Consider the following 18,584-nt stretch of genomic DNA (forward strand, 5'->3'; position numbering starts at 1 on the left):
CGGCCAGCAGCTCCGAGGTCTGCCGCCGGGCCAGGGCCACGTTCCTGTCGGGCTGGCCGGGGCGGGAGAGCGTGGCCAGGCGGGCGTCGGACCTGGTCACCGTCAGATCGCCCTCGCCGAGCTGCAGGCGTACGGAGGTCAGGCCGGGCCCCTGCGAGTCGGCGACCCTGATCGGCGCCCCGAGCCGCTCCGACAGCCACGCGGCCAGCAGCGGCGCGCTCGGGTGACCCGCCGCGGCCTCCACGACGCCCTTGCGCACCTTGCCCACCGGCTGGTCGAACGCGGCCGCCAGCAGGCTGCGCCACGGCGTCAGCCGGGCCCAGGCCAGGTCGGTGTCGCCGCGGGCGTATCCCTTGGCCCGGACCACCAGCGTCTTGACGCCGCCGTCGTCGAAGCCCTTGGCGTCGGTGATGCGGCGCTGCGCCAGCGCCCCGATCGCGTCCTTGGACGGCACGTCGGGAGCCGAGCCCGGCCACCACGCCACGACCGGCGTGTCGGGCAGGAGCAGCGGGCTGACCACGGAGTCGGCGTGCTCGGTGAGCTCGCCGTACAGGCGCAGCACGACCACCTCGCCGGGGGTGTTCTCGCCGATCCGCAGCTCGGCGTCGAGCCTGATGGGCTCGTCCTCCTCGCGCTTGATCACCACGATGATGCGCGACGGGTGCTCGCGGGCCGCCTCGGTGGCGGCGCGCAGCGCGTCGTACTGGTGGCGCTCCTCGCTGATCACGACGAGCGTGAGCACCATGCCGATGGCCGGCGCCCCCATCTGGTGACGCAGGTGCGTGAACTGGGCGGCGATCTTCCCGGCCGTGGTGTCGGTGAGCATAAAGGTCGTCATCTAGAGCCTCCTCCACACGCGGCCGTCGCGGGCCATCATCGCGTCGGCGGACTCCGGCCCCCACGAACCGGACTCGTAGCCCTCCGGCTGCCCCTGGGTGGCCCAGAACTCCTCGATCGGGTCCAGGATCTTCCACGACAGCTCCACCTCCCGCTGGTGCGGGAAGAGCGGCGGGTCGCCGATCATCACGTCGAGCAGCAGCCGCTCGTACGCCTCCGGCGACGACTCCAGGAACGACTCGCCGTAGGCGAAGTCCATGGAGACGTCGCGGACCTCCATCTGCGTCCCGGGCACCTTCGAGCCGAAGCGCACCGTGATGCCCTCGTCCGGCTGGACCCGGACCACCAGGGCGTTCTGGCCGAGGATCTCCGTGTCGTCCTTGCTGAAGGGCAGGTGCGGCGCCCGCTGGAACACCACGGCCACCTCGGTGACGCGGCGGCCCAGGCGCTTGCCGGCGCGCAGGTAGAACGGCACCCCGGCCCACCGCCGGTTGGCGATCTCCAGCTTGACGGCGGCGTACGTCTCGGTGGTGGACTCGGCGGAGATGCCGTCCTCCTGCAGGTAGCCGACGACCTTCTCGCCGCCCTGCCAGCCCGCCGAGTATTGCCCGCGCGCCGTGTTGAGCCCCAGGTTGGCCGGCAGCTGCACGGCCTTGAGCACCTTCTCCTTCTCCCGCCGCAGCGCGGAGGCGTCGAAGGACGTCGGGTCCTCCATCGCGACCAGCGCGAGCAGCTGGAGCAGGTGGTTCTGGATCACGTCGCGGGCCGCGCCGATGCCGTCGTAGTAGCCCGCGCGCCCCCCGATGCCGATGTCCTCGGCCATGGTGATCTGCACGTGGTCGACGAAGCTGCGGTTCCAGATCGGCTCGTAGAGGTTGTTGGCGAACCTCAGGGCCATGATGTTCTGGACGGTCTCCTTGCCCAGGTAGTGGTCGATCCGGAAGATCGAGCTCTCGGGGAAGGCCGAGGTGGTGATCTCGTTCAGCTCGTGCGCCGACTTCAGGTCGTGCCCGAACGGCTTCTCGATGACCACCCGCCGCCACGACCCCTCGGGCGCGTCGGCCAGCCCGGTCCGCTTGAGCTGCTCCACCACCACGGGGAAGAACTTCGGCGGCACCGACAGGTAGAAAGCGTAGTTTCCGCCGGTGCCCCGGGTCTCGTCGATCTCAGCCAAGGCCATGGCCAGCGCGTCGAACGCCCCGTCGTCCGAGAACTCGCCGGGCACGAAGTGGATGCCCTCGCGGATCTGCTTCCAGACCTCCTCGCGGAAGGGAGTCCGGGCATGAGCTTTGACGGCGTCGTGCGTCAGCTGGGCGAAATCCTGGTCCTTCCAATCCCGCCGGGCGAACCCGACCAGCGAGAACCCGGGTGGCAACAGCCCCCGGTTCCCCAGGTCGTAAATCGCCGGCAGCAGCTTGCGCTTGGCCAGGTCACCCGTCACGCCGAACAACACCATCACGCATGGTCCCGCCACCCGGGGCAACCGCTTGTCGCGCGGGTCGCGCAGCGGGTTGGCGGCCGCCACTTCCAAGGTGGTGGAGGTGCCCGCGACGGCTGCCGCCACGGTGGCGGCCTCCTCCGCGGGTGCTGCCGGGTCAGTCATCTCAAGCCTCCTGTGCGGCTGCGAGCAAACGCGCGACTCCCGCCGCGCGGTCGGTCAGATGCAGGCGTACGGCCGGACGCCCGCGGGTTTCCAGCGCCCCCAGATCACCGAGCGCCTGGGCGAGCTGGAGCCGGCCCAGCGAGTAGGGGGCGCCGGGGACGGCGACGTCCTCGGAAACCTCCCCGGTGATCAGCAGGAACACCCCGTTCTGCGGCCCGCCCTTGTGGTATTGCCCCGTCGAGTGCAGATAGCGGGGCCCCCACCCGAACGTCACCGGCCGGTTCGTGCGCAGCGCGAGCAGGGCCCGCAACGTCGCCGGATCGGCCATCATCCAGGCGTCCGTCATCTGCTCGAAGTCGGCCCCGTCGGGCACCGGAGCGTCGAAGGCCGCCAGCCGGTCGAGGTAGGCCAGGACCGCCAGGTAACCGTCGCCCGGGATCGCGTGCAGCAGCTCGGCGAACAGCCCGGGCAGGTCCTTGGCCGTCCCCGACCCGTACGCCTCCACCGGGCCGTCCACGAACGCCGGCGCGCCGGCCGGCAGGTCGGGCAGGGCCAGCAGGGTCGCGGTGTTCTCCTTCGACTCGGCCACGTTCGGCTGGTCGAAGGGGTCGACCTCCAGCAGCGACCCGACGATGGCGGTGGCGTATTCCCAGACCAGGAACTGCGCGCCCAGCGGCCCGTCCACGCGTACGTCCCCGACGTCCGAATCGATCGCGACGATCAGCTCGTCGCCGCTCTCGTTGGGATCGGCGCCCACGACCGGCAGGATCCCCCTGCCCTGCTTGCCGGTGGACTCGGCGACGAGCTGCTCGATCCAGTCGGGCAGCCCGGTGATGGGCGAGAGCTGGTCCTCCAGCACCAGCTTGTCGCGGCCGGCCAGCGCCGCGCCGCCGAGCGCGGCCCCCAGGTCGAGGCCCGGGTTGCCGGTGTCGCGCGACAGCAGCGGCAGCACCTCGTCCGCCTCGTCGAGCAGCCGCTCCACGTCGGCGCCCGCCAGCGCGGCGGGCACCAGCCCGAACGCCGACAGCGCCGCGTAGCGGCCGCCCACGTCGGGCACGGCGAGCACCAGCTCGTAGCCGCCGTCCACGGCCCGCCGCTCCAGCGGCGAGCCCGGGTCGGTGACGACCACGATGCGGCTCGCGGGCGCCAGGCCCGCGTCGGCGAAGAGCCGCTCGTAGACGCGCAGGTGGCAGTCGGTCTCCACGGTCGAGCCGCTCTTGCTGGCCACGACCACGACCGTGGATTCGAGCTGGTCCGTCAGGGCGCGGCGGGCCTGCCCCGGGTCGGTGGTGTCGAGCACCGTGAGCGGCACGTCGGCGGTGTTGCAGATGACCTCCGCCGCCAGCGACGAGCCGCCCATCCCGGCCAGGACCACGTTCGTCAGGCCCGCGGCGCGGGCCCGGCCCGCGAGCTCGCCCAGCACGGGCAGGAGCTCGCGGGAGGAGCGGGGCAGGGTCAGCCAGCCGAGCCTGACCGCCGCCTCCGCCTCGGCGTCCTCACCCCACAGCGTGGGGTCGCCGGCGGCGAGCCGCGCGGGCACGCCGTCGGCGACGAGGCGCCCCGCGACGGAGGAGGCGGCCGAGGCCACCCCCTCCTCGCGGTAGGAGACCTCCATCACGGAACCAGGTTCTTGGTGACGCTCTCGAGCAGCTCGTTCCAGGACGCCTCGAACTTCTCCACGCCCTCGTCCTCCAGCACCTTGACCACGTCGTCGTAGTCGACGCCGGCTTCCTTGAGCGCGGCCATGGTGTTCCAGGCCTGCTCGTAGAAGGGGCGCACGGTGTCGCCCGTGATGTTGGCGTGGTCGGCCGTGGAGTCGAGCGTCTTCTCCGGCATCGTGTTGACGGTGCCGGGGGCGACGAGCTGGTCGACGTAGAGGGTGTCGGAGTATTCGGGGTTCTTGACGCCGGTCGAGGCCCACAGCGGCCGCTGCGGGCGGGCGCCCGCCGCGCGCAGGCGCTGCCAGCGCTCGGAGTTCATCACGTCCTCGAACGCCGCGTACGCCAGGCGCGCGTTGGCCACGCCCGCCTTGCCCTTCAGCTCCGGCTTGCCCAGCTTGTCGAGCCGCTTGTCGATCTCGGTGTCGACGCGGCTGACGAAGAACGAGGCCACCGACTCGATCGTGGCCAGGTTGAGGCCCTTGGCCTGCGCCGCCTCCAGCCCGGCCAGCCAGGCGTCCATGACGGCGCGGTAGCGCTCGAGGGAGAAGATCAGCGTGACGTTGACGCTGATGCCCTCCGACAGCGCCTGCGTGATCGCGGGCAGGCCCTCCAGGGTCGCCGGGATCTTGATGAACAGGTTGGGCCGGTCCACCATCCACCACAGCGAGCGGGCCTCGGCGACCGTCTTCTCGCTCTCGCGGGCCAGCCGCGGGTCGACCTCCAGCGAGACGCGGCCGTCCACGCCGCCGGAGGCGTCGTAGACCGGGCGCAGCACGTCGGCGGCCCAGCGGATGTCGTAGGTGGTGATCGCGCGTACGGCCTCGCCCACGTCGACGCCGCGCACGGCCAGGTCGTGGAGCTGGGCGTCGTAGGCGTCGCCCTTGCTGAGCGCGTTGGCGAAGATCGTCGGGTTGGAAGTCACCCCGACGACGTTCTTCTCGCGGATCAGCTGTTCCAGGTTGCCGCTGCGCAGGCGCTCGCGGCTGATGTCGTCAAGCCAGATGGCCACGCCCTGGCCGGACAGCTTGTTGAGGATCTCGCTCATCTTTTCTTCAGTTTCCCGTCGTCTCGCCCTTGTCCTGACCCAGCTTGGCCAGGCTCGCCTTCGCCGCGGCCGCCACCCGCTCCGCCGTCAGACCGAACTGCTCGTACAGAGTCCTGTACGGCGCGGAGGCACCGAAGTGTTCGAGGCTGACCACTTCGCCGCACTCGCCGACGAATTCGTGCCAGCCGAGCGCGATGCCCGCCTCGACCGCGACGCGAGCCCGGATCGACGAGGGCAGAACCGTCTGCCTATATGCGGATTCCTGCCCCTTGAACCACTCAACACACGGCATCGAGACCACTCGCGTGGGGATGCCCTGCGCCTCGAGCAGTTCGCGGCCGTCCACCGCGATCTGCACCTCGCTGCCCGTGGCGATGAGGATGACCTTCGGCTGGCCGTCGGACGCGTCGCGCAGCACGTAGCCGCCGTGGGCCACGCCGTCGGCGCTGGTGCCCTCGTAGACGGGCAGGTTCTGCCTGGTCAGCGCCAGGGCGGCGGGCCGGTCGGTGTGCTCCAGCACGGCCTTCCAGGCGTACGCCGTCTCGTTGGCGTCGGCCGGGCGCACCACGTCGAGGCCGGGGATCGCGCGCAGCGCCCACAGGTGCTCGATCGGCTGGTGGGTGGGGCCGTCCTCGCCCAGGCCGATGGAGTCGTGCGTCCACACGTAGGTGACCGGCAGCTTCATCAGCGCGGCCAGGCGTACCGAGGGGCGCATGTAGTCGGAGAAGACCAGGAACGTGCCGCCGTACGGGCGGGTGCCGCCGTGCAGGGCGATGCCGTTGAGGATGGCGCCCATGGCGTGCTCGCGGATGCCGAAGTGCAGCGTGCGGCCGTAGCGGTTACCGGGGAACTCCTTGGTCTGGTATTCCTCCGGGATGAAGGACGGCTCGCCCTTCATCGTGGTGAGGTTGGACTCGGCCAGGTCGGCCGAGCCGCCCCACAGCTCGGGCAGCACCGGCGCGAGCGCGCCCAGCACCTCGCCGGACGCCTTGCGGGTGGCGACCGACGCGCCCACCTCGAACGAGGGCAGCGCGGTGGCCCAGCCGGCCGGCAGCTCGCGGTGCGAGATGCGGTCGAGCTCGGCGGCCCGCTCGGGGTTGGCCAGGCGCCATTCGGCGTAGGCCTTCTCCCACTCGGCGTGGTCGGCGCGGCCGCGCTGGGCGATGCCGCGCACGTGCTCCAGCACCTCGGCCGGCACGTGGAAGGTCTTGGCCGGGTCCATGCCCAGCACTTCCTTCGTGGCGGCGACCTCCGCCTCGCCCAGGGCCGAGCCGTGGATCTTGCCGGTGTTCTTCTTGTTGGGGGCCGGCCAGCCGATGATGGTGCGCAGCCGGATGAACGACGGCCGGTCGGTCTCGGCCTTCGCCGCCTGCAGGGCGTCGTAGAGCGCCTGGACGTCCTCGACGTAGTCGCCGGAGGCGGTCCAGTCGACGCTCTGGGTGTGCCAGCCGTAGGCGTCGTAGCGGGCGACCACGTCTTCCGACAGGGCGATCTGCGTGTCGTCCTCGATGGAGATGTGGTTGTCGTCGTAGATGACGATGAGGTTGCCCAGCTTCTGGTGGCCGGCGATCGAGCTGGCCTCGTGGCTGATGCCCTCCTCGATGTCGCCGTCGCTGACGAAGCACCAGATGTGGTGGTCGAACGGCGAGGAGCCGGCCTCGGAGTCGGGGTCGAACAGGCCGCGCTCGCGGCGGGCCGCCATCGCCATGCCGACCGCGTTGCCCAGGCCCTGGCCGAGGGGGCCGGTCGTGGTCTCCACACCCGCCGTGTGGCCGTGCTCGGGGTGGCCGGGGGTCAGGCTGTCCCACTGGCGCAACCGCCTGAGGTCGTCCAGCGTGAGGCCGTAGCCCGACAGGTAGAGCTGGATGTAGAGCGTCAAGCTCGAGTGGCCGCACGACAGCACGAACCGGTCACGCCCGAGCCACCCGGGATCGGTGGGGTCGTGACGCATCACGCGCTGGAAAAGCAGGTATGCGGCGGGGGCCAGGCTCATGGCGGTGCCGGGATGACCCGAGCCCGCCTTCTCCACTGCGTCCATGGCCAGGGCTCGAACGACGTCGACCGCCTGCTTGTCCAGGTCGGTCCATTCAAGGGCTGGCACGAGTTCGGTGCTCAAGTGCTCGGTCTCCGGAATCTAGTTGTCATTGGTCTGCCGGTCGGCTGTCCCGCCCGAGACGGGCCGCCTTCCGGCGGCCTGCCGCAGGTTGCGCGCCCGCGCCTACACGGGACCCTAACCGAGTGGGGCTGGCGATCGATTCCCATCCCACCCTCGCGTGTCCATGTACGGCGCAAGCCCCCCATTGGCCGGACCGGCCGACCCTGCGACTACAGTTTGTTTGTTCGCAGGGGCGTCACGGCGCCCGCCCATGGATCCGCTCTTTACAGAGGTTACGCGTTGACTCCGCACAGGCTGGAAGCGCCTTGACGGTGCTGACCAACAGGCAGGCGACGGCCCCCTCACCGCAGGTGAAGGCGCCGCGCTCGATAGGCATGACCATCAGGGCCTACATCGCGCTCACCAAGCCGCGGATCATCGAGCTGCTGCTGATCACGACGCTGCCGGTGATGTTCCTCGCAGCGGGCGGCCTTCCGCCGCTGTGGACGTCGATCTCGGTCATGGTGTTCGGCACCCTGTCGGCGGGCAGCGCCAACGCGCTCAACTGCTACGTGGACCGCGACATCGACCAGAAGATGCGCCGCACCCGCCGCCGGCCGCTGGCCAGGCACCAGGTCTCGCCGCGCGGGGCGCTGGTGTTCGGCATCGTGCTGGGCATCCTGTCCACCGTGGGGCTGTGGCTGACCACCAACTGGCTGGCCGCGGTGCTGGCACTCGCGGCGATCCTGTTCTACGTGCTGGTCTACTCGATGATCCTCAAGCGGCGCACGGCCCAGAACATCGTCTGGGGCGGCATCGCGGGGTGCATGCCGGTGATGATCGGCTGGGCCGGCATCACCGAGCGGCTCGACTGGGCGCCGCTGGTGCTGTTCGGGGTGGTGTTCTTCTGGACGCCGCCGCACACCTGGACGCTGGCCATGCGTTACAAGGAGGACTACGCGGCGGCCAAGGTGCCGATGCTGCCCGTGGTGGCCACCGAGCGCCGGGTCGTGCTGGAGTCGATCGCCTACACCTGGGCGACCGTGCTGTGCTCGCTGGCGCTGTGGCCGGTGGCCGGCACCACGCTGTTCTACCCGGTCGTGGCCGCCGTGCTGGGCGTCATGTGCCTGTGGGAGGTGCACCGCCTGCTGGCCCGGCTCAACGCCGGCAAGAGCGGTGTCGACCTGCGGCCCATGCGCTTCTTCCACTGGTCCAACGCCTACCTGGCGCTGCTGTTCCTCGCCGTGGCGATCGACCCGCTGCTCGCCTGACCCGTTCCGGCCCGGCCGTCGCGCCGGGCTTTTTTCCATCCGTATCATGCACATATGAATAGCTCTTCAGGTGTTGTGGCGGAGCTGGACGGGTGCGTGGTGCAGGAGCCGGACGCCGCCCGGGTCGCGGCCACCCGCGACCGGCTCCTCACGCCTGAGGAGGCCACGCGGCTGGCCGAGCTGTTCCGGCTGCTCGGCGACCCCACCAGGGCCCGGCTGCTGTACGCGCTGCTGGAGGCGGGGGAGCTGTGCGTGTGCGACCTGTCGGACGCGGTCGAGGTGACCGACACGGCGGTCTCGCACGCGCTGCGCCTCCTGCGTACGGCGGGCATCGTGGCCGGCCGCAGGGCCGGCCGGATGATCTACTACCGGCTGGCCGACGCCCATGTCCGCATGCTGCTCGACCTGAGCCGGGAGCATCTGAAGGAGACCGGATGAGCGGAGGTCACGGGCACGGGCACGGTCATGGCCTGAGCGCGGAGGCCGACCGGCGCTGTCTGATCGGTGCGCTGGCGCTCATCCTCGGCTACATGGCGGTCGAGGTGGTCGCCGGTGTGGTCGCCAACTCGATCGCGCTGATCTCCGACGCCGCCCACATGCTGACCGACGCCAGTGCCATCGCGCTGGCCCTGATCGCCATGCGCATCGCGGCCAGGCCGGCCAGGGGCGCCTACACCTTCGGCTACAAGCGCGCCGAGATCCTCTCCGCGCAGATCAACGGGGTGACGCTGCTGCTCCTGGTGGCGTACTTCTTCTATGAGGGCGTGCGCAGGCTCCTGGAGCCGCCCGAGGTGGACGGGCCGGTCGTGGTGGTCACCGCCGTGGCCGGGATCGCCGTCAACGCGCTGGCCGCCTGGCTGCTGTCCAGGGCCGACCGGCGCAGCCTGAACGTCGAGGGCGCCTTCCAGCACGTGCTCAACGACATGTACGCGTTCATCGCCACGGCGGTGTCCGGCCTCGTGGTCTGGCTGACCGGCTTCCGCCAGGCCGACACGATCGCCGCCCTCGTCGTGGCCGCGCTCATGCTGAAGGCCGGCTGGGGGCTGCTGCGCGACTCCGGCCGCGTGCTGCTCCAGGCGGCGCCCAGCGACCTCGACCCGGACGAGATCGGCCGCCTGCTGGCCGCCGAGCGGGACGTGGAGGAGGTGCACGACCTTCATGTCTGGACGGTGACGAGTGGGTACCCCACACTGTCGGCCCACGTGCTCGTGGCGAAGGGCTCCGACTGTCACCGGGTGCGCACGCGGCTCGCCGACCTGCTGCACGAGCGGTTCGAGATCGGCCACACCACGCTCCAGGTCGACCACGGCATCCCCGGCCTCGACCGGCACTGCGCGGACCCGCACGGACCCCGGCACTCTGATCCGTTAAAGTCACCCTATGGCGACCCGTGATCCACGCTGGGTGTTGAAGGACCGCCCGTCGTTCGCGTTGATCATCGGGCTGGTCCTCACCGGCATCTGCGCTCTGGTCTCGTTCTCCTTCGACGTGTTCAACGGCGCGCCGGTGCAGTTCTTCATCGCCCTGGCGCTGGCGCTGGCGCCCGTGCCGCTGCTGCTGGCGGCGGTGCTGGCGCTCGACCGGATGGAGCCCGAGCCGCGCAGCAACCTCGTCTTCGCCTTCGCGTGGGGCGCGGGCGTCGCCGTGCTGGTCGCCGGTGTGATCAACTCGCTCAACCTGCACTACATCATCGACACCGCCAAGCTGTCGGAGGCCAGCGCCCGCAACATCGCGGCCACGTTCGGCGCCCCCGTGGTGGAGGAGACGATGAAGGGCCTGGTGCTGCTGGGGCTGCTCAGGTTCCGCCGGGCCGAGCTGGACGGCCCGACCGACGGCATCATCTACGCCAGCATGGTCGGCCTCGGCTTCGCCATGAGCGAGAACGTCAGCTACTACATCTCCGCGCTGTCCGGGCAGGGGTTCAAGGGGCTGGCGGTCACGGTGGTCCTGCGCGGGATCCTGTCGCCGCTGGCGCATCCGCTGTTCAGCTCGATGATCGGGGTCGGCGTGGCGTACGCGGCCCAGCGGGGCGGCCCCGAGCGGGTGACCTACGTGCTGGCGGGCTGGTCGGGGGCGATGATCCTGCACGGGCTGTGGAACGGGCTGGCCTCCTACGGCGGGTTCCCCGGGCTCGTGGTGGCCTACCTGGCGCTGCTGGTCGTGCTGGTGGTGCTCATCGGCGTGGTGTTCAGGGACCGGCGGCGGATCGTGGCGCTCATCCAGCGCTATCTGCCGCCGTACGAGCCGACCAAGCTGGTCAACGAGGCCGACATCTACATGCTGTCGGCCTTCTCCCGGCGCCGCCAGGCCCGGCAGTGGGCCAAGGCCCACGGCGGCAAGCGGGGGCTGCGCGCGATGCGCGACTACCAGCTCGCCGCCACCGAGCTGGGGCTGCTGCACGAGCGGGCGGGCCGCCACATGGTCGACGAGCACACCTTCCACGAGGAACAACGGGCGCTGCTGGAGTGCATGAGCACCGCGCGCGCGGACTTCCCGGTGCCGTCGATGCACGCCCGATCGGTGGCCAGGGGCTCACCGCCGCCGGGTTACGCGCCGGGCGCGCCCGGCTGACCGAGGATGCGGGTGAGCGAGACCTCGCGCGGCCCGGGGTAGATCGGGTCGGAGTGCAGGACGAGGGCGTCGGCGAAGGCCTTGGCGGTGGCGAGCAGCTCGCGGGCGGCGTAGGCGTAGGTGGTGGAGGCCCATCGCCGGGCCGAGTCGTCGCCCGCCCCGAAGGCCTCCAGCCCCGCCGTCCGGCACAGCGTGACCGCCCTGGGGATGTGGAACTCCTGGGTCACCACCGTCACCCGCTCGGCCCCGAACACCTTGCGCGCCCGCACGCACGAGTCCCACGTGTCGAACCCGGCGTAGTCCAGCACCATCACCGTGTCGGGCACGCCTCTGGCGCGCAGGTAGTCGCGCATGGCCGTGGGCTCGTCGTACTCCTTGCGGCTGTTGTCGCCCGACAGCAGCAGCGCCCGCACCTTGCCCGCGTGGTAAAGCTCGGCGGCGATGTCGAGCCGGCGGGCCAGCATCGGGGTGGGCTGCCCGGCGTAGAGCCCCGCCCCCAGCACGAGCGCGGCCTGCGTCTCGGGCACCTGCCCGAGCCACTCCCGGCCCTCGGCCATCACCCGGTGCCCCGAGCTGCCGAGCCAGGCCCACGTCATGGGTGCCAGGGCGAGCACGCTGAGCAGCACGAGTCCCTGGTACGCCCGGCGCAGCCCCTTTCGAGTGGGGCGGACTTTTCCCAGCAAATCGCACCCCTTCTGGGCCGGGGGAGTGGCGAACTTAACACCACATACCCTGGCATATCCGCTCAGGCGATGGCGGCGGCCTCGGTGGGGGAGTGGTGCGCGGGGGCGGTCTCCGGGTCACGCGCCCGCAGCGAGGTGACGACCCTCAGCGCGGCGATCCAGACCAGGGTCGAGCCGAGGACGTGCAGCAGCACCAGGGCGGCCGGCACGGCCAGGAAGTATTGCGTGTAGCCGATCACGCCCTGGAGCAGCTCCACCCCGAGCAGCGCCAGTGCCGCCCGCCGGGCGGGCCGGGGCGCGTTGGTCACGTGCAGGGCGAACAGCAGCGCGAACGTCAGCCCCACCACGAGGTAGGCCACGTCGGCGTGCAGCCGGGCCACGGCCTCGATGTCGAGGTCGAAGCGGGAGGCCCGCTCGTCGCCCGAGTGGGGGCCCGTGCCGCTGACCACCACGCCGGCCACCACCAGCGCGAACACGGACGCCAGCAGCACGTTGCCCAGCCGGCGGATGTCGCGGTGCACGATCCGGCGCACCGGGCCGTCGCCCTCGCCGGCGCGGGCGTACAGCAGCCAGCAGGCGGCGATCAGGCCGACGGAGAAGACGAAGTGCATGCCGACGGTGAACGGGTTGAGCATGGTGTTGACCACCAGCCCGCCCCACAGGGCCTGCACCACGATGCCCGCCGGCTGCAGCCACGACAGCAGCACGAGCGAGCGGCGGCGCTGCGCCATCCGCAGCACGGCCACGACACAGGCGGCCCCCACGGCCAGCACCAGGAACGTCAGCAGCCGGTTGCCGAACTCGACGGCCATGTTGAGCGGCGAGACCTCGGGATGCGCCACCGGGATGAAACTGTCGGGCGTGCACCTGGGCCAGGTCGGGCAGCCGAGCCCGGAGCCGGTGACGCGGACGCCCGCCCCGGTCACCGCGATGCCGGCGTTGACCACCACGGAGGCCAGCGCCCAGGCCCGCAGGGACCGCGTCGTCGGTGCCCAGAAGGACAGCAGAAAGCGCACGAAGACGTTGGAGTTGTCCGCGGGTAGCTTCACGTCATCGATGGTAGGGGCCCGGCCGGTCGGTCCCGCCATCGGGAACGGGCTTCTCAAGACAGCAAGGTATGTGACATATTACTGAGAGGAGGTGGTGATGTCCGACGTGATCGTCGTCGGCGCGGGCGTGGTGGGGGCGGCCTGCGCCTACTATGCCGCGCGCGCGGGGCTCGACGTGACCGTGGTCGACCGGGGGCCCGTGGCGGGCGGCACGACGGGCTCGGGCGAGGGCAACGTGCTGGTGTCCGACAAGGAGCCGGGGCCCGAGCTGGAGCTGGCCGTGCTGTCGAACCGGCTGTGGCGCTCGCTGGCCGGCCTCGGCGGGTTCGAGTTCGAGCCCAAGGGCGGGCTGGTCGTCGCCGAGACCGATGAGGTCCTGGGGCAGCTCGCCGGGCTGGCCGCCAAGCAGCAGGTGGAGCACGCCCCGGTGACCGGGACGGAGCTGCGCGACTACGAGCCGCACCTGGCCGAGGGGCTCGCGGGCGGCGTCTACTACCCGCAGGACGCGCAGGTCCAGCCCATGCTGGCCGCCGCGACCCTGCTCCGGCACGGCGCCGAGAGCTTCGGGCACGGCACGCTGCGGCTGCGCCTCGGGGTCCGCGTGACCGGGTTCCTCCGGTCCGGGGACCGGGTGACGGGCGTACGCACCTCGCACGGCGACCTGCTCGGCGGCGCCGTCGTCAACGCGGCCGGGACCTGGGGCGGCGAGGTGGCCGCCCTGGCGGGCGCGAACCTGCCGATCCTGCCCAGGCGCGGGTTCATCCTCGTCACCGAGCCCCTGCGCGAGCCGTTGATCAGGCACAAGGTCTACACCGCCGCCTACGTGACGAACGTGGCCAGCGACTCCGCCGACCTGGAGACGTCGGCCGTCGTGGAGGGCACGCCCGCCGGGACCGTGCTCATCGGGGCCAGCAGGGAGCGGGTCGGGTTCGACCGGACGACGTCGGTGCCGGTGCTGTCGCGGCTGGCCGCGCAGGCGGTGGCGCTGTTCCCCGCGCTGCGCGACGTGCGGGCCATCAGGTCCTACTGCGGATTCCGGCCGTACTGCCCCGACCACCTGCCCGTCATCGGCGCCGACCCGCGCGTGCCGGGGCTGTACCACGCGTGCGGGCACGAGGGGGCCGGCATCGGCCTGGCCCCCGCGACCGGCCACCTGCTCGCCCAGCTCCTCGCCGGCCGGCGGCCCGACCTCGACCTGCACCCCTTCCGTCCCGACCGCTTCGCCGAGGAGGCCGCGTGACCTTCGACATCACCGTGGACGGCCGGCCGGTGCCGGTCGTGCCGGGGCAGACGATCGGCGCGGCGCTGCACGCGGCCGGCGTGCGCTCGTGGCGCACCACCCGGTTCGGCGGGCGGCCGCGCGGGCTGTTCTGCGGGATCGGGGTCTGCTTCGACTGCCTGATCTCGGTCAACGGGCGCGCGCCCGAACGGGCCTGCCTGCTGGAGGCCGCGCCGGGGGACGAGGTGACGACGGCGTGACGTACGACCTCGTGGTGGTCGGCGGCGGGCCCGCCGGGGTGGCGGGCGCGCTCACGGCCGCGCTGGCCGGGCTGCGGGTGGCGCTCGTGGACTCCGGCACGCGGCTCGGCGGCCAGTACTTCCGGCACGCCGCCGCCCCCAAGGCCGCTCCCGGGCTCGACCGGTTCCTGCGCCAGGCGCGGGCGCTCGGCGCCCGGGCCGACGTGCTGCTCGGGCACCAGGTGTGGAGCGTGTCCCGCGAACCGGACGCCGGTCTCCTCGTGCACTGCGTGACCAGACCTTGTCGAGCGGCAGACGCCTCGGGCGAGCGGCCGGCGGTGCTGCGGGCCCGGCGGCTGCTGATCGCCACCGGCGCGCACGACCGGCCGCTGCCCTTCCCCGGCTGGGACCTGCCCGGCGTGCTCACCGCCGGCGGCGCGCAGGCGCTGCTGAAGGGCGGTGGCGTCGTCGCGGGCGGGCGGATCGTCGTCTCCGGCACCGGCCCGTTCCTGCTGCCCGTCGCCACGGGGCTGGCCGGCGCCGGGGCGCGGGTGCTCGGTGTGTACGAGGCCAACGGCGGGCTCGGCCTGGCCCGGCATCCGCTGCTGGCCCTGGGCAAGGCCGGGGAGGCGGCGGGGTACGCGGCCGCCCTGGCCCGGCACCGGGTGCCGTACCGCACGCGCCAGGCCGTGGTCGCCGCCCACGGGGACCGCGAGGTGGAGGCCGTCACCGTGGCCCGCCTCGACGAGGAGTGGAACGTTCTGGCCACCCGGGTCGTGGAGTGCGACGCCGTGGCCGTGGGGTACGGGTTCGTGCCGCAGATCGAGCTGGGGACGCAGCTCGGGTGCGAGACCCGGCACGACGTGGACGGCAGCCCGGTGCTGGCCGTCGACGCGACCCTGCGCACGACCGTGCCCGGCGTGTGGGCGGCCGGCGAGCCCGCCGGGGTGGGCGGCTGGCGGCTGGCCGAGCTGGAGGGCCGCATCGCCGGCCGCGCCATCGCCGCCGACACGACGTCCCCGCCCGGTCGCGACCCCGCCACCCCGCCCGGTCGCGACGCCGCCACCCCGCCCGGTCGCGACGCCGCCACCCCGCCCGGTCGCGACCCCGCCACCCCGGCCCCGGGTGACGTGGTTCCGCCGGTGCTCGTGCGGCGGCGGCAGCGGTGGCGGGCGTTCGGCGAGGCGCTGCAGCGGGCCTACCCCGTGCGGCCCGGCTGGCAGGGCTGGTTGCGCGACGACACGCTCGTGTGCCGGTGCGAGGAGGTGCCGCTGTCCCGCGTACGCGAGGCGCAGGCCCTCGGCGCCACCGACGCGCGCTCCATCAAGCTCCTGGCCCGCCCCGGCATGGGCTGGTGCCAGGGCCGCATCTGCGGCTACGCCGTCTCCTGCCTGGCCGGGGAGCCGCCGCAGCCGCCCCGCCGCCCCATCGCCCAGCCCGTCACCCTGGGCGCGCTCGGCTCCCTCGACCTCGACACCCCCGGCGCGCCGGGGCCCGACGACCACCCCGCTCACTGACTTCCCGACATGGAGGACTCCCAGATGGAACATCGCAGCAAGCCCTGGCACGGCGTCATGGTGGCCACCGCGCTGCCCCTGCGCGAGGATCTGTCGGTCGACTACGACGGCTACGCCGAGCACTGCCGCTGGCTCGTCGAGAACGGCTGCGACGGCGTTGTGCCCAACGGCTCGCTCGGCGAGTACCAGACGCTCACCCCGCAGGAGCGGGCCAAGGTGATCGAGACCGCCGTCGAGGCCGTCGGCGGCGACAACGTGATGGCCGGGGCGGGCGCGTACGGCGCCGCCGAGTCCCGCCGCTGGGCCGAGCAGGCGGGCGAGGCCGGCTGCGGCTCGGTGCTCCTGCTGCCGCCCAACTCCTACCGGGCCGACGAGCGCTCCGTCGTCGAGCACTACCGCGAGGTGGCCAGGGCCGGCGTGCCGGTGGTGGCCTACAACAACCCCTACGACACCAAGGTCGACCTGACCCCCGCGCTGCTGGCCAGGCTGCACGAGGAGGGGCTGATCGTGGCGGTCAAGGAGTTCAGCGGGGACGTACGGCGGGCGTACGAGATCGCCGAGCTGGCCCCCGAGCTGGACCTGCTGATCGGCTCCGACGACGTGCTGCTCGAACTGGCCGTGGCCGGGGCGGTCGGCTGGATCGCCGGCTACCCCAACGCGCTGCCCGCGGCCGGCTCCGCCCTCTATCGTGCCGCCGTCGCCGGCGACCTGGAGACCGCGCTGCCCCTCTACCGCACCCTGCACCCGCTGCTGCGCTGGGACTCCAAGACCGAGTTCGTCCAGGCCATCAAGCTGTCCATGGACCTCGCCGGCCGCCAGGGGGGCCCGTGCAGGCAGCCCAGGCAGCCGCTGACGGACGAGCAAGCGGCTATTGTGCGGGCGGCGACCGAGAAGGCACTGGCAGAAGGGCTGCGATGAGGACCAAACGGGTTTTCCACGCCGTCGACTCCCACACCGAGGGCATGCCCACCCGCGTGATCACCGGCGGCATCGGCGTGATCCCGGGCGCGAGCATGGCCGAGCGGCGCGTCTACTTCCGTGACCACCTCGACCACATCCGCACCCTGCTCATGACCGAGCCGCGCGGCCACTCGGCCATGAGCGGCGCCATCCTCCAGCCGCCCACCAGGCCGGACGCCGACTGGGGCGTGCTGTTCATCGAGGTGTCGGGACTGCTGCCGATGTGCGGCCACGGCACCATCGGCGTGGCCACCGTGCTGGTCGAGACCGGCATGGTGGAGGTCGTGGAGCCGGTCACGACCGTACGCCTGGAGGTGCCCGCCGGGCTCGTCGAGGTGGACGTGGCCGTCGAGGACGGCATGGCCATGTCGGTGACGCTGCGCAACGTGCCCTCCTACTGCGACCGGCTGGACGCCTCGGTGACCGTGCCCGGGTTCGGGGAGATCCCGTACGACCTGGCGTACGGCGGCAACTTCTACGCCGTCGTCGACCTCGACCGCTACGGCCTGCCCTTCGACCGCAAGGCCAAGAACGAGATCATCGCGGCCGGCCTGGCCACCATGGAGGCGATCAACGCCTCCGACGAGCCCGTCCACCGCGAGGACGACCGCATCCGCGGCTGCCACCACGTCTACTTCGCCGCCCCCGGCTCCGACGCCCACCATTCGCGGCACGCCATGGCCATCCACCCGGGCTGGTTCGACCGCTCGCCCTGCGGCACCGGCACCAGCGCCCGCATGGCCCAGCTGCACGCCCGGGGCGAGCTGCCCCTCGGCCGGGACTTCGTGAACGAGTCCTTCATCGGCACCCGGTTCATCGGCCGGCTGCTGGAGGAGACCGCCGTGGGCGGGCAGGGCGCGGTCGTCCCGTCGATCACCGGCCGGGCCTGGATCACCGGCACCGCGCAATACTTCCTCGACCCGCGCGACCCGTTCCCCGCGGGGTTCGAGCTGTGACGATCACCACGGTCGACTACCACACGGCCGGGGAGCCGTTCCGGATCGTGACCGGCGGGGTGCCCGAGATCCCCGGCGCCGACGTGCTCTCCCGCCGCACGACCGCCATGGCCGAGCTCGACGACGTGCGGCGGCTGCTGTGCCACGAGCCGCGCGGGCACTCCGACATGTACGGCTGCTTCCTCGTCCCGCCGGACGACCCCGGGGCCCACCTGGGGGCGCTGTTCTGGCACAAGGACGGCTTCTCCACCGCCTGCGGGCACGGCACGATCGCGCTGGGCGCGTACGCGGTGCACGAGGGGCTGGTCGAGGCGGTGCAGGACGGCGTGACGGACGTGGTCGTGGACGTGCCCTCCGGGCGCGTCACGGCCCGCGTGCGGACCGCCGGAGGCCGGGTCGAATCCGTGACCTTCGTCAACGTGCCCTCGTTCGTCATCGCCCGCGACGTGCCCGTCGTGGGTGTGAGCGCGGACGTCTCCTACGGCGGCGCCATCTACGCCTCGGTGCCGGCCTCGGCCCTCGGGCTGTCGGTCGAGCCCCGGCACCTGCACGCCCTCGTCGGCCACGCCGCCCGCATCAAGGCCGGGCTGGCCGGCCACCCGGCCGCGCGGCATCCGTCCGACGAGCGGCTGTCCGGCGTCTACGGGGTGATCTTCTACGACGAGCTGCCCGACCTGGACGGCGTCAGGCAGCAGCGCAACGTCACCGTGTTCGCCGACGGGGAGGTGGACCGCTCGCCGTGCGGATCCGGCACCGCCGCCCGGATGGCGCTGCTGGACGACGAGGGGCCGGACGAGGGGCCGGGCGGGGGGCTGGACGGGGGGCTGGACGGGGGGCTGGACGGGGGGCCGGACGGGGGGCCGGACGGGGGGCCGGAC

At 72.4% G+C, this 18,584-nt stretch carries 17 protein-coding genes; 10 read left to right on the forward strand and 7 right to left on the reverse strand.

Going from position 1 to position 18,584, the window contains the following annotated elements:
* From ACTWPW_RS57970 to tkt, 5 genes are all read right to left on the reverse strand, one after another.
* On the reverse strand, positions 1-838 hold an 838-nt coding region (locus ACTWPW_RS57970), incomplete at its 3' end, for a glucose-6-phosphate dehydrogenase assembly protein OpcA (RefSeq protein ID WP_443174103.1).
* Positions 839-2,440, reverse strand: coding sequence for a glucose-6-phosphate dehydrogenase (gene zwf / locus ACTWPW_RS57975; RefSeq protein ID WP_364120309.1), 1,602 nt, complete (start codon positions 2,438-2,440; stop codon positions 839-841). It lies immediately after the preceding gene.
* A 1-nt stretch (position 2,441) separates the two neighbouring features.
* Positions 2,442-4,055 (reverse strand): glucose-6-phosphate isomerase, encoded by a 1,614-nt coding sequence (locus ACTWPW_RS57980; RefSeq protein ID WP_443174109.1) that lies wholly within the window; start codon positions 4,053-4,055, stop codon positions 2,442-2,444.
* Positions 4,055-5,146, reverse strand: coding sequence for a transaldolase (tal, locus tag ACTWPW_RS57985; protein WP_375114130.1), 1,092 nt, complete (start codon positions 5,144-5,146; stop codon positions 4,055-4,057). Before tal ends, ACTWPW_RS57980 begins: the two co-directional genes overlap by 1 nt.
* Before the next feature lie 7 nt (positions 5,147-5,153).
* Entirely contained in the window at positions 5,154-7,184 is a 2,031-nt protein-coding gene (gene tkt, locus ACTWPW_RS57990; protein WP_375114174.1) for a transketolase, read from the reverse strand.
* 383 nt (positions 7,185-7,567) lie between these two features.
* On the opposite strand from tkt, the gene ACTWPW_RS57995 reads away from it, so the two are divergent.
* Genes ACTWPW_RS57995 through ACTWPW_RS58010 form a run of 4 tightly spaced genes read left to right on the forward strand, consistent with a single transcriptional unit; the run spans position 7,568 to position 11,083 of the window.
* Complete coding sequence (locus ACTWPW_RS57995; protein ID WP_375114129.1) at positions 7,568-8,512, forward strand: heme o synthase; 945 nt, start codon at positions 7,568-7,570, stop codon at positions 8,510-8,512.
* Between the two features lie 54 nt (positions 8,513-8,566).
* Positions 8,567-8,950, forward strand: coding sequence for an ArsR/SmtB family transcription factor (locus ACTWPW_RS58000; protein WP_443174104.1), 384 nt, complete (start codon positions 8,567-8,569; stop codon positions 8,948-8,950).
* Positions 8,947-9,906 (forward strand): cation diffusion facilitator family transporter, encoded by a 960-nt coding sequence (locus tag ACTWPW_RS58005; protein ID WP_443174105.1) that lies wholly within the window; start codon positions 8,947-8,949, stop codon positions 9,904-9,906. The genes ACTWPW_RS58000 and ACTWPW_RS58005 overlap by 4 nt, the downstream gene beginning before the upstream one ends.
* On the forward strand, positions 9,893-11,083 hold the full coding sequence (locus tag ACTWPW_RS58010) for a PrsW family intramembrane metalloprotease (RefSeq protein WP_375114126.1): 1,191 nt from the start codon (positions 9,893-9,895) through the stop codon (positions 11,081-11,083). The genes ACTWPW_RS58005 and ACTWPW_RS58010 overlap by 14 nt, the downstream gene beginning before the upstream one ends.
* Here the strand turns inward: ACTWPW_RS58010 and ACTWPW_RS58015 are convergent.
* Together ACTWPW_RS58015 and ACTWPW_RS58020 are read right to left on the reverse strand one after the other, a co-directional pair.
* A complete protein-coding gene (locus ACTWPW_RS58015; protein ID WP_375114125.1) occupies positions 11,059-11,766 on the reverse strand; it encodes a SanA/YdcF family protein in 708 nt (235 codons plus the stop codon). The two genes, ACTWPW_RS58010 and ACTWPW_RS58015, sit on opposite strands and share 25 nt — an antisense overlap.
* Positions 11,767-11,828: 62 nt before the next feature.
* Entirely contained in the window at positions 11,829-12,815 is a 987-nt protein-coding gene (locus ACTWPW_RS58020; protein ID WP_375114124.1) for a COX15/CtaA family protein, read from the reverse strand.
* 97 nt (positions 12,816-12,912) lie between these two features.
* Between ACTWPW_RS58020 and ACTWPW_RS58025 the strand changes: the two genes are divergently transcribed.
* From ACTWPW_RS58025 to ACTWPW_RS58050, 6 genes are all read left to right on the forward strand, one after another.
* Positions 12,913-14,055, forward strand: coding sequence for an NAD(P)/FAD-dependent oxidoreductase (locus ACTWPW_RS58025; protein ID WP_375114123.1), 1,143 nt, complete (start codon positions 12,913-12,915; stop codon positions 14,053-14,055).
* Entirely contained in the window at positions 14,052-14,294 is a 243-nt protein-coding gene (locus ACTWPW_RS58030) for a (2Fe-2S)-binding protein (RefSeq protein WP_364120284.1), read from the forward strand. Before ACTWPW_RS58025 ends, ACTWPW_RS58030 begins: the two co-directional genes overlap by 4 nt.
* Positions 14,291-15,790, forward strand: a complete 1,500-nt coding sequence (locus ACTWPW_RS58035) for an FAD-dependent oxidoreductase (RefSeq protein WP_443174106.1) — start codon at positions 14,291-14,293, stop codon at positions 15,788-15,790. The genes ACTWPW_RS58030 and ACTWPW_RS58035 overlap by 4 nt, the downstream gene beginning before the upstream one ends.
* Positions 15,791-15,814: 24 nt before the next feature.
* The gene (locus ACTWPW_RS58040) at positions 15,815-16,708 is read left to right on the forward strand and encodes a dihydrodipicolinate synthase family protein (RefSeq protein ID WP_443174107.1); all 894 of its coding nucleotides are present in this window, start codon (positions 15,815-15,817) and stop codon (positions 16,706-16,708) included.
* Positions 16,705-17,706: a proline racemase family protein gene (locus tag ACTWPW_RS58045; protein WP_375114120.1), complete on the forward strand. Its 1,002-nt coding sequence runs from the start codon at positions 16,705-16,707 to the stop codon at positions 17,704-17,706. Before ACTWPW_RS58040 ends, ACTWPW_RS58045 begins: the two co-directional genes overlap by 4 nt.
* The coding region (locus ACTWPW_RS58050; RefSeq protein ID WP_443174108.1) for a proline racemase family protein at positions 17,703-18,584 on the forward strand (882 nt) is incomplete at its 3' end. The genes ACTWPW_RS58045 and ACTWPW_RS58050, both read left to right, overlap by 4 nt.

It is taken from the genome of Nonomuraea sp. KM90 (assembly GCF_052246675.1).
In the GTDB taxonomy this organism is placed as follows: Bacteria; Actinomycetota; Actinomycetes; order Streptosporangiales; family Streptosporangiaceae; genus Nonomuraea.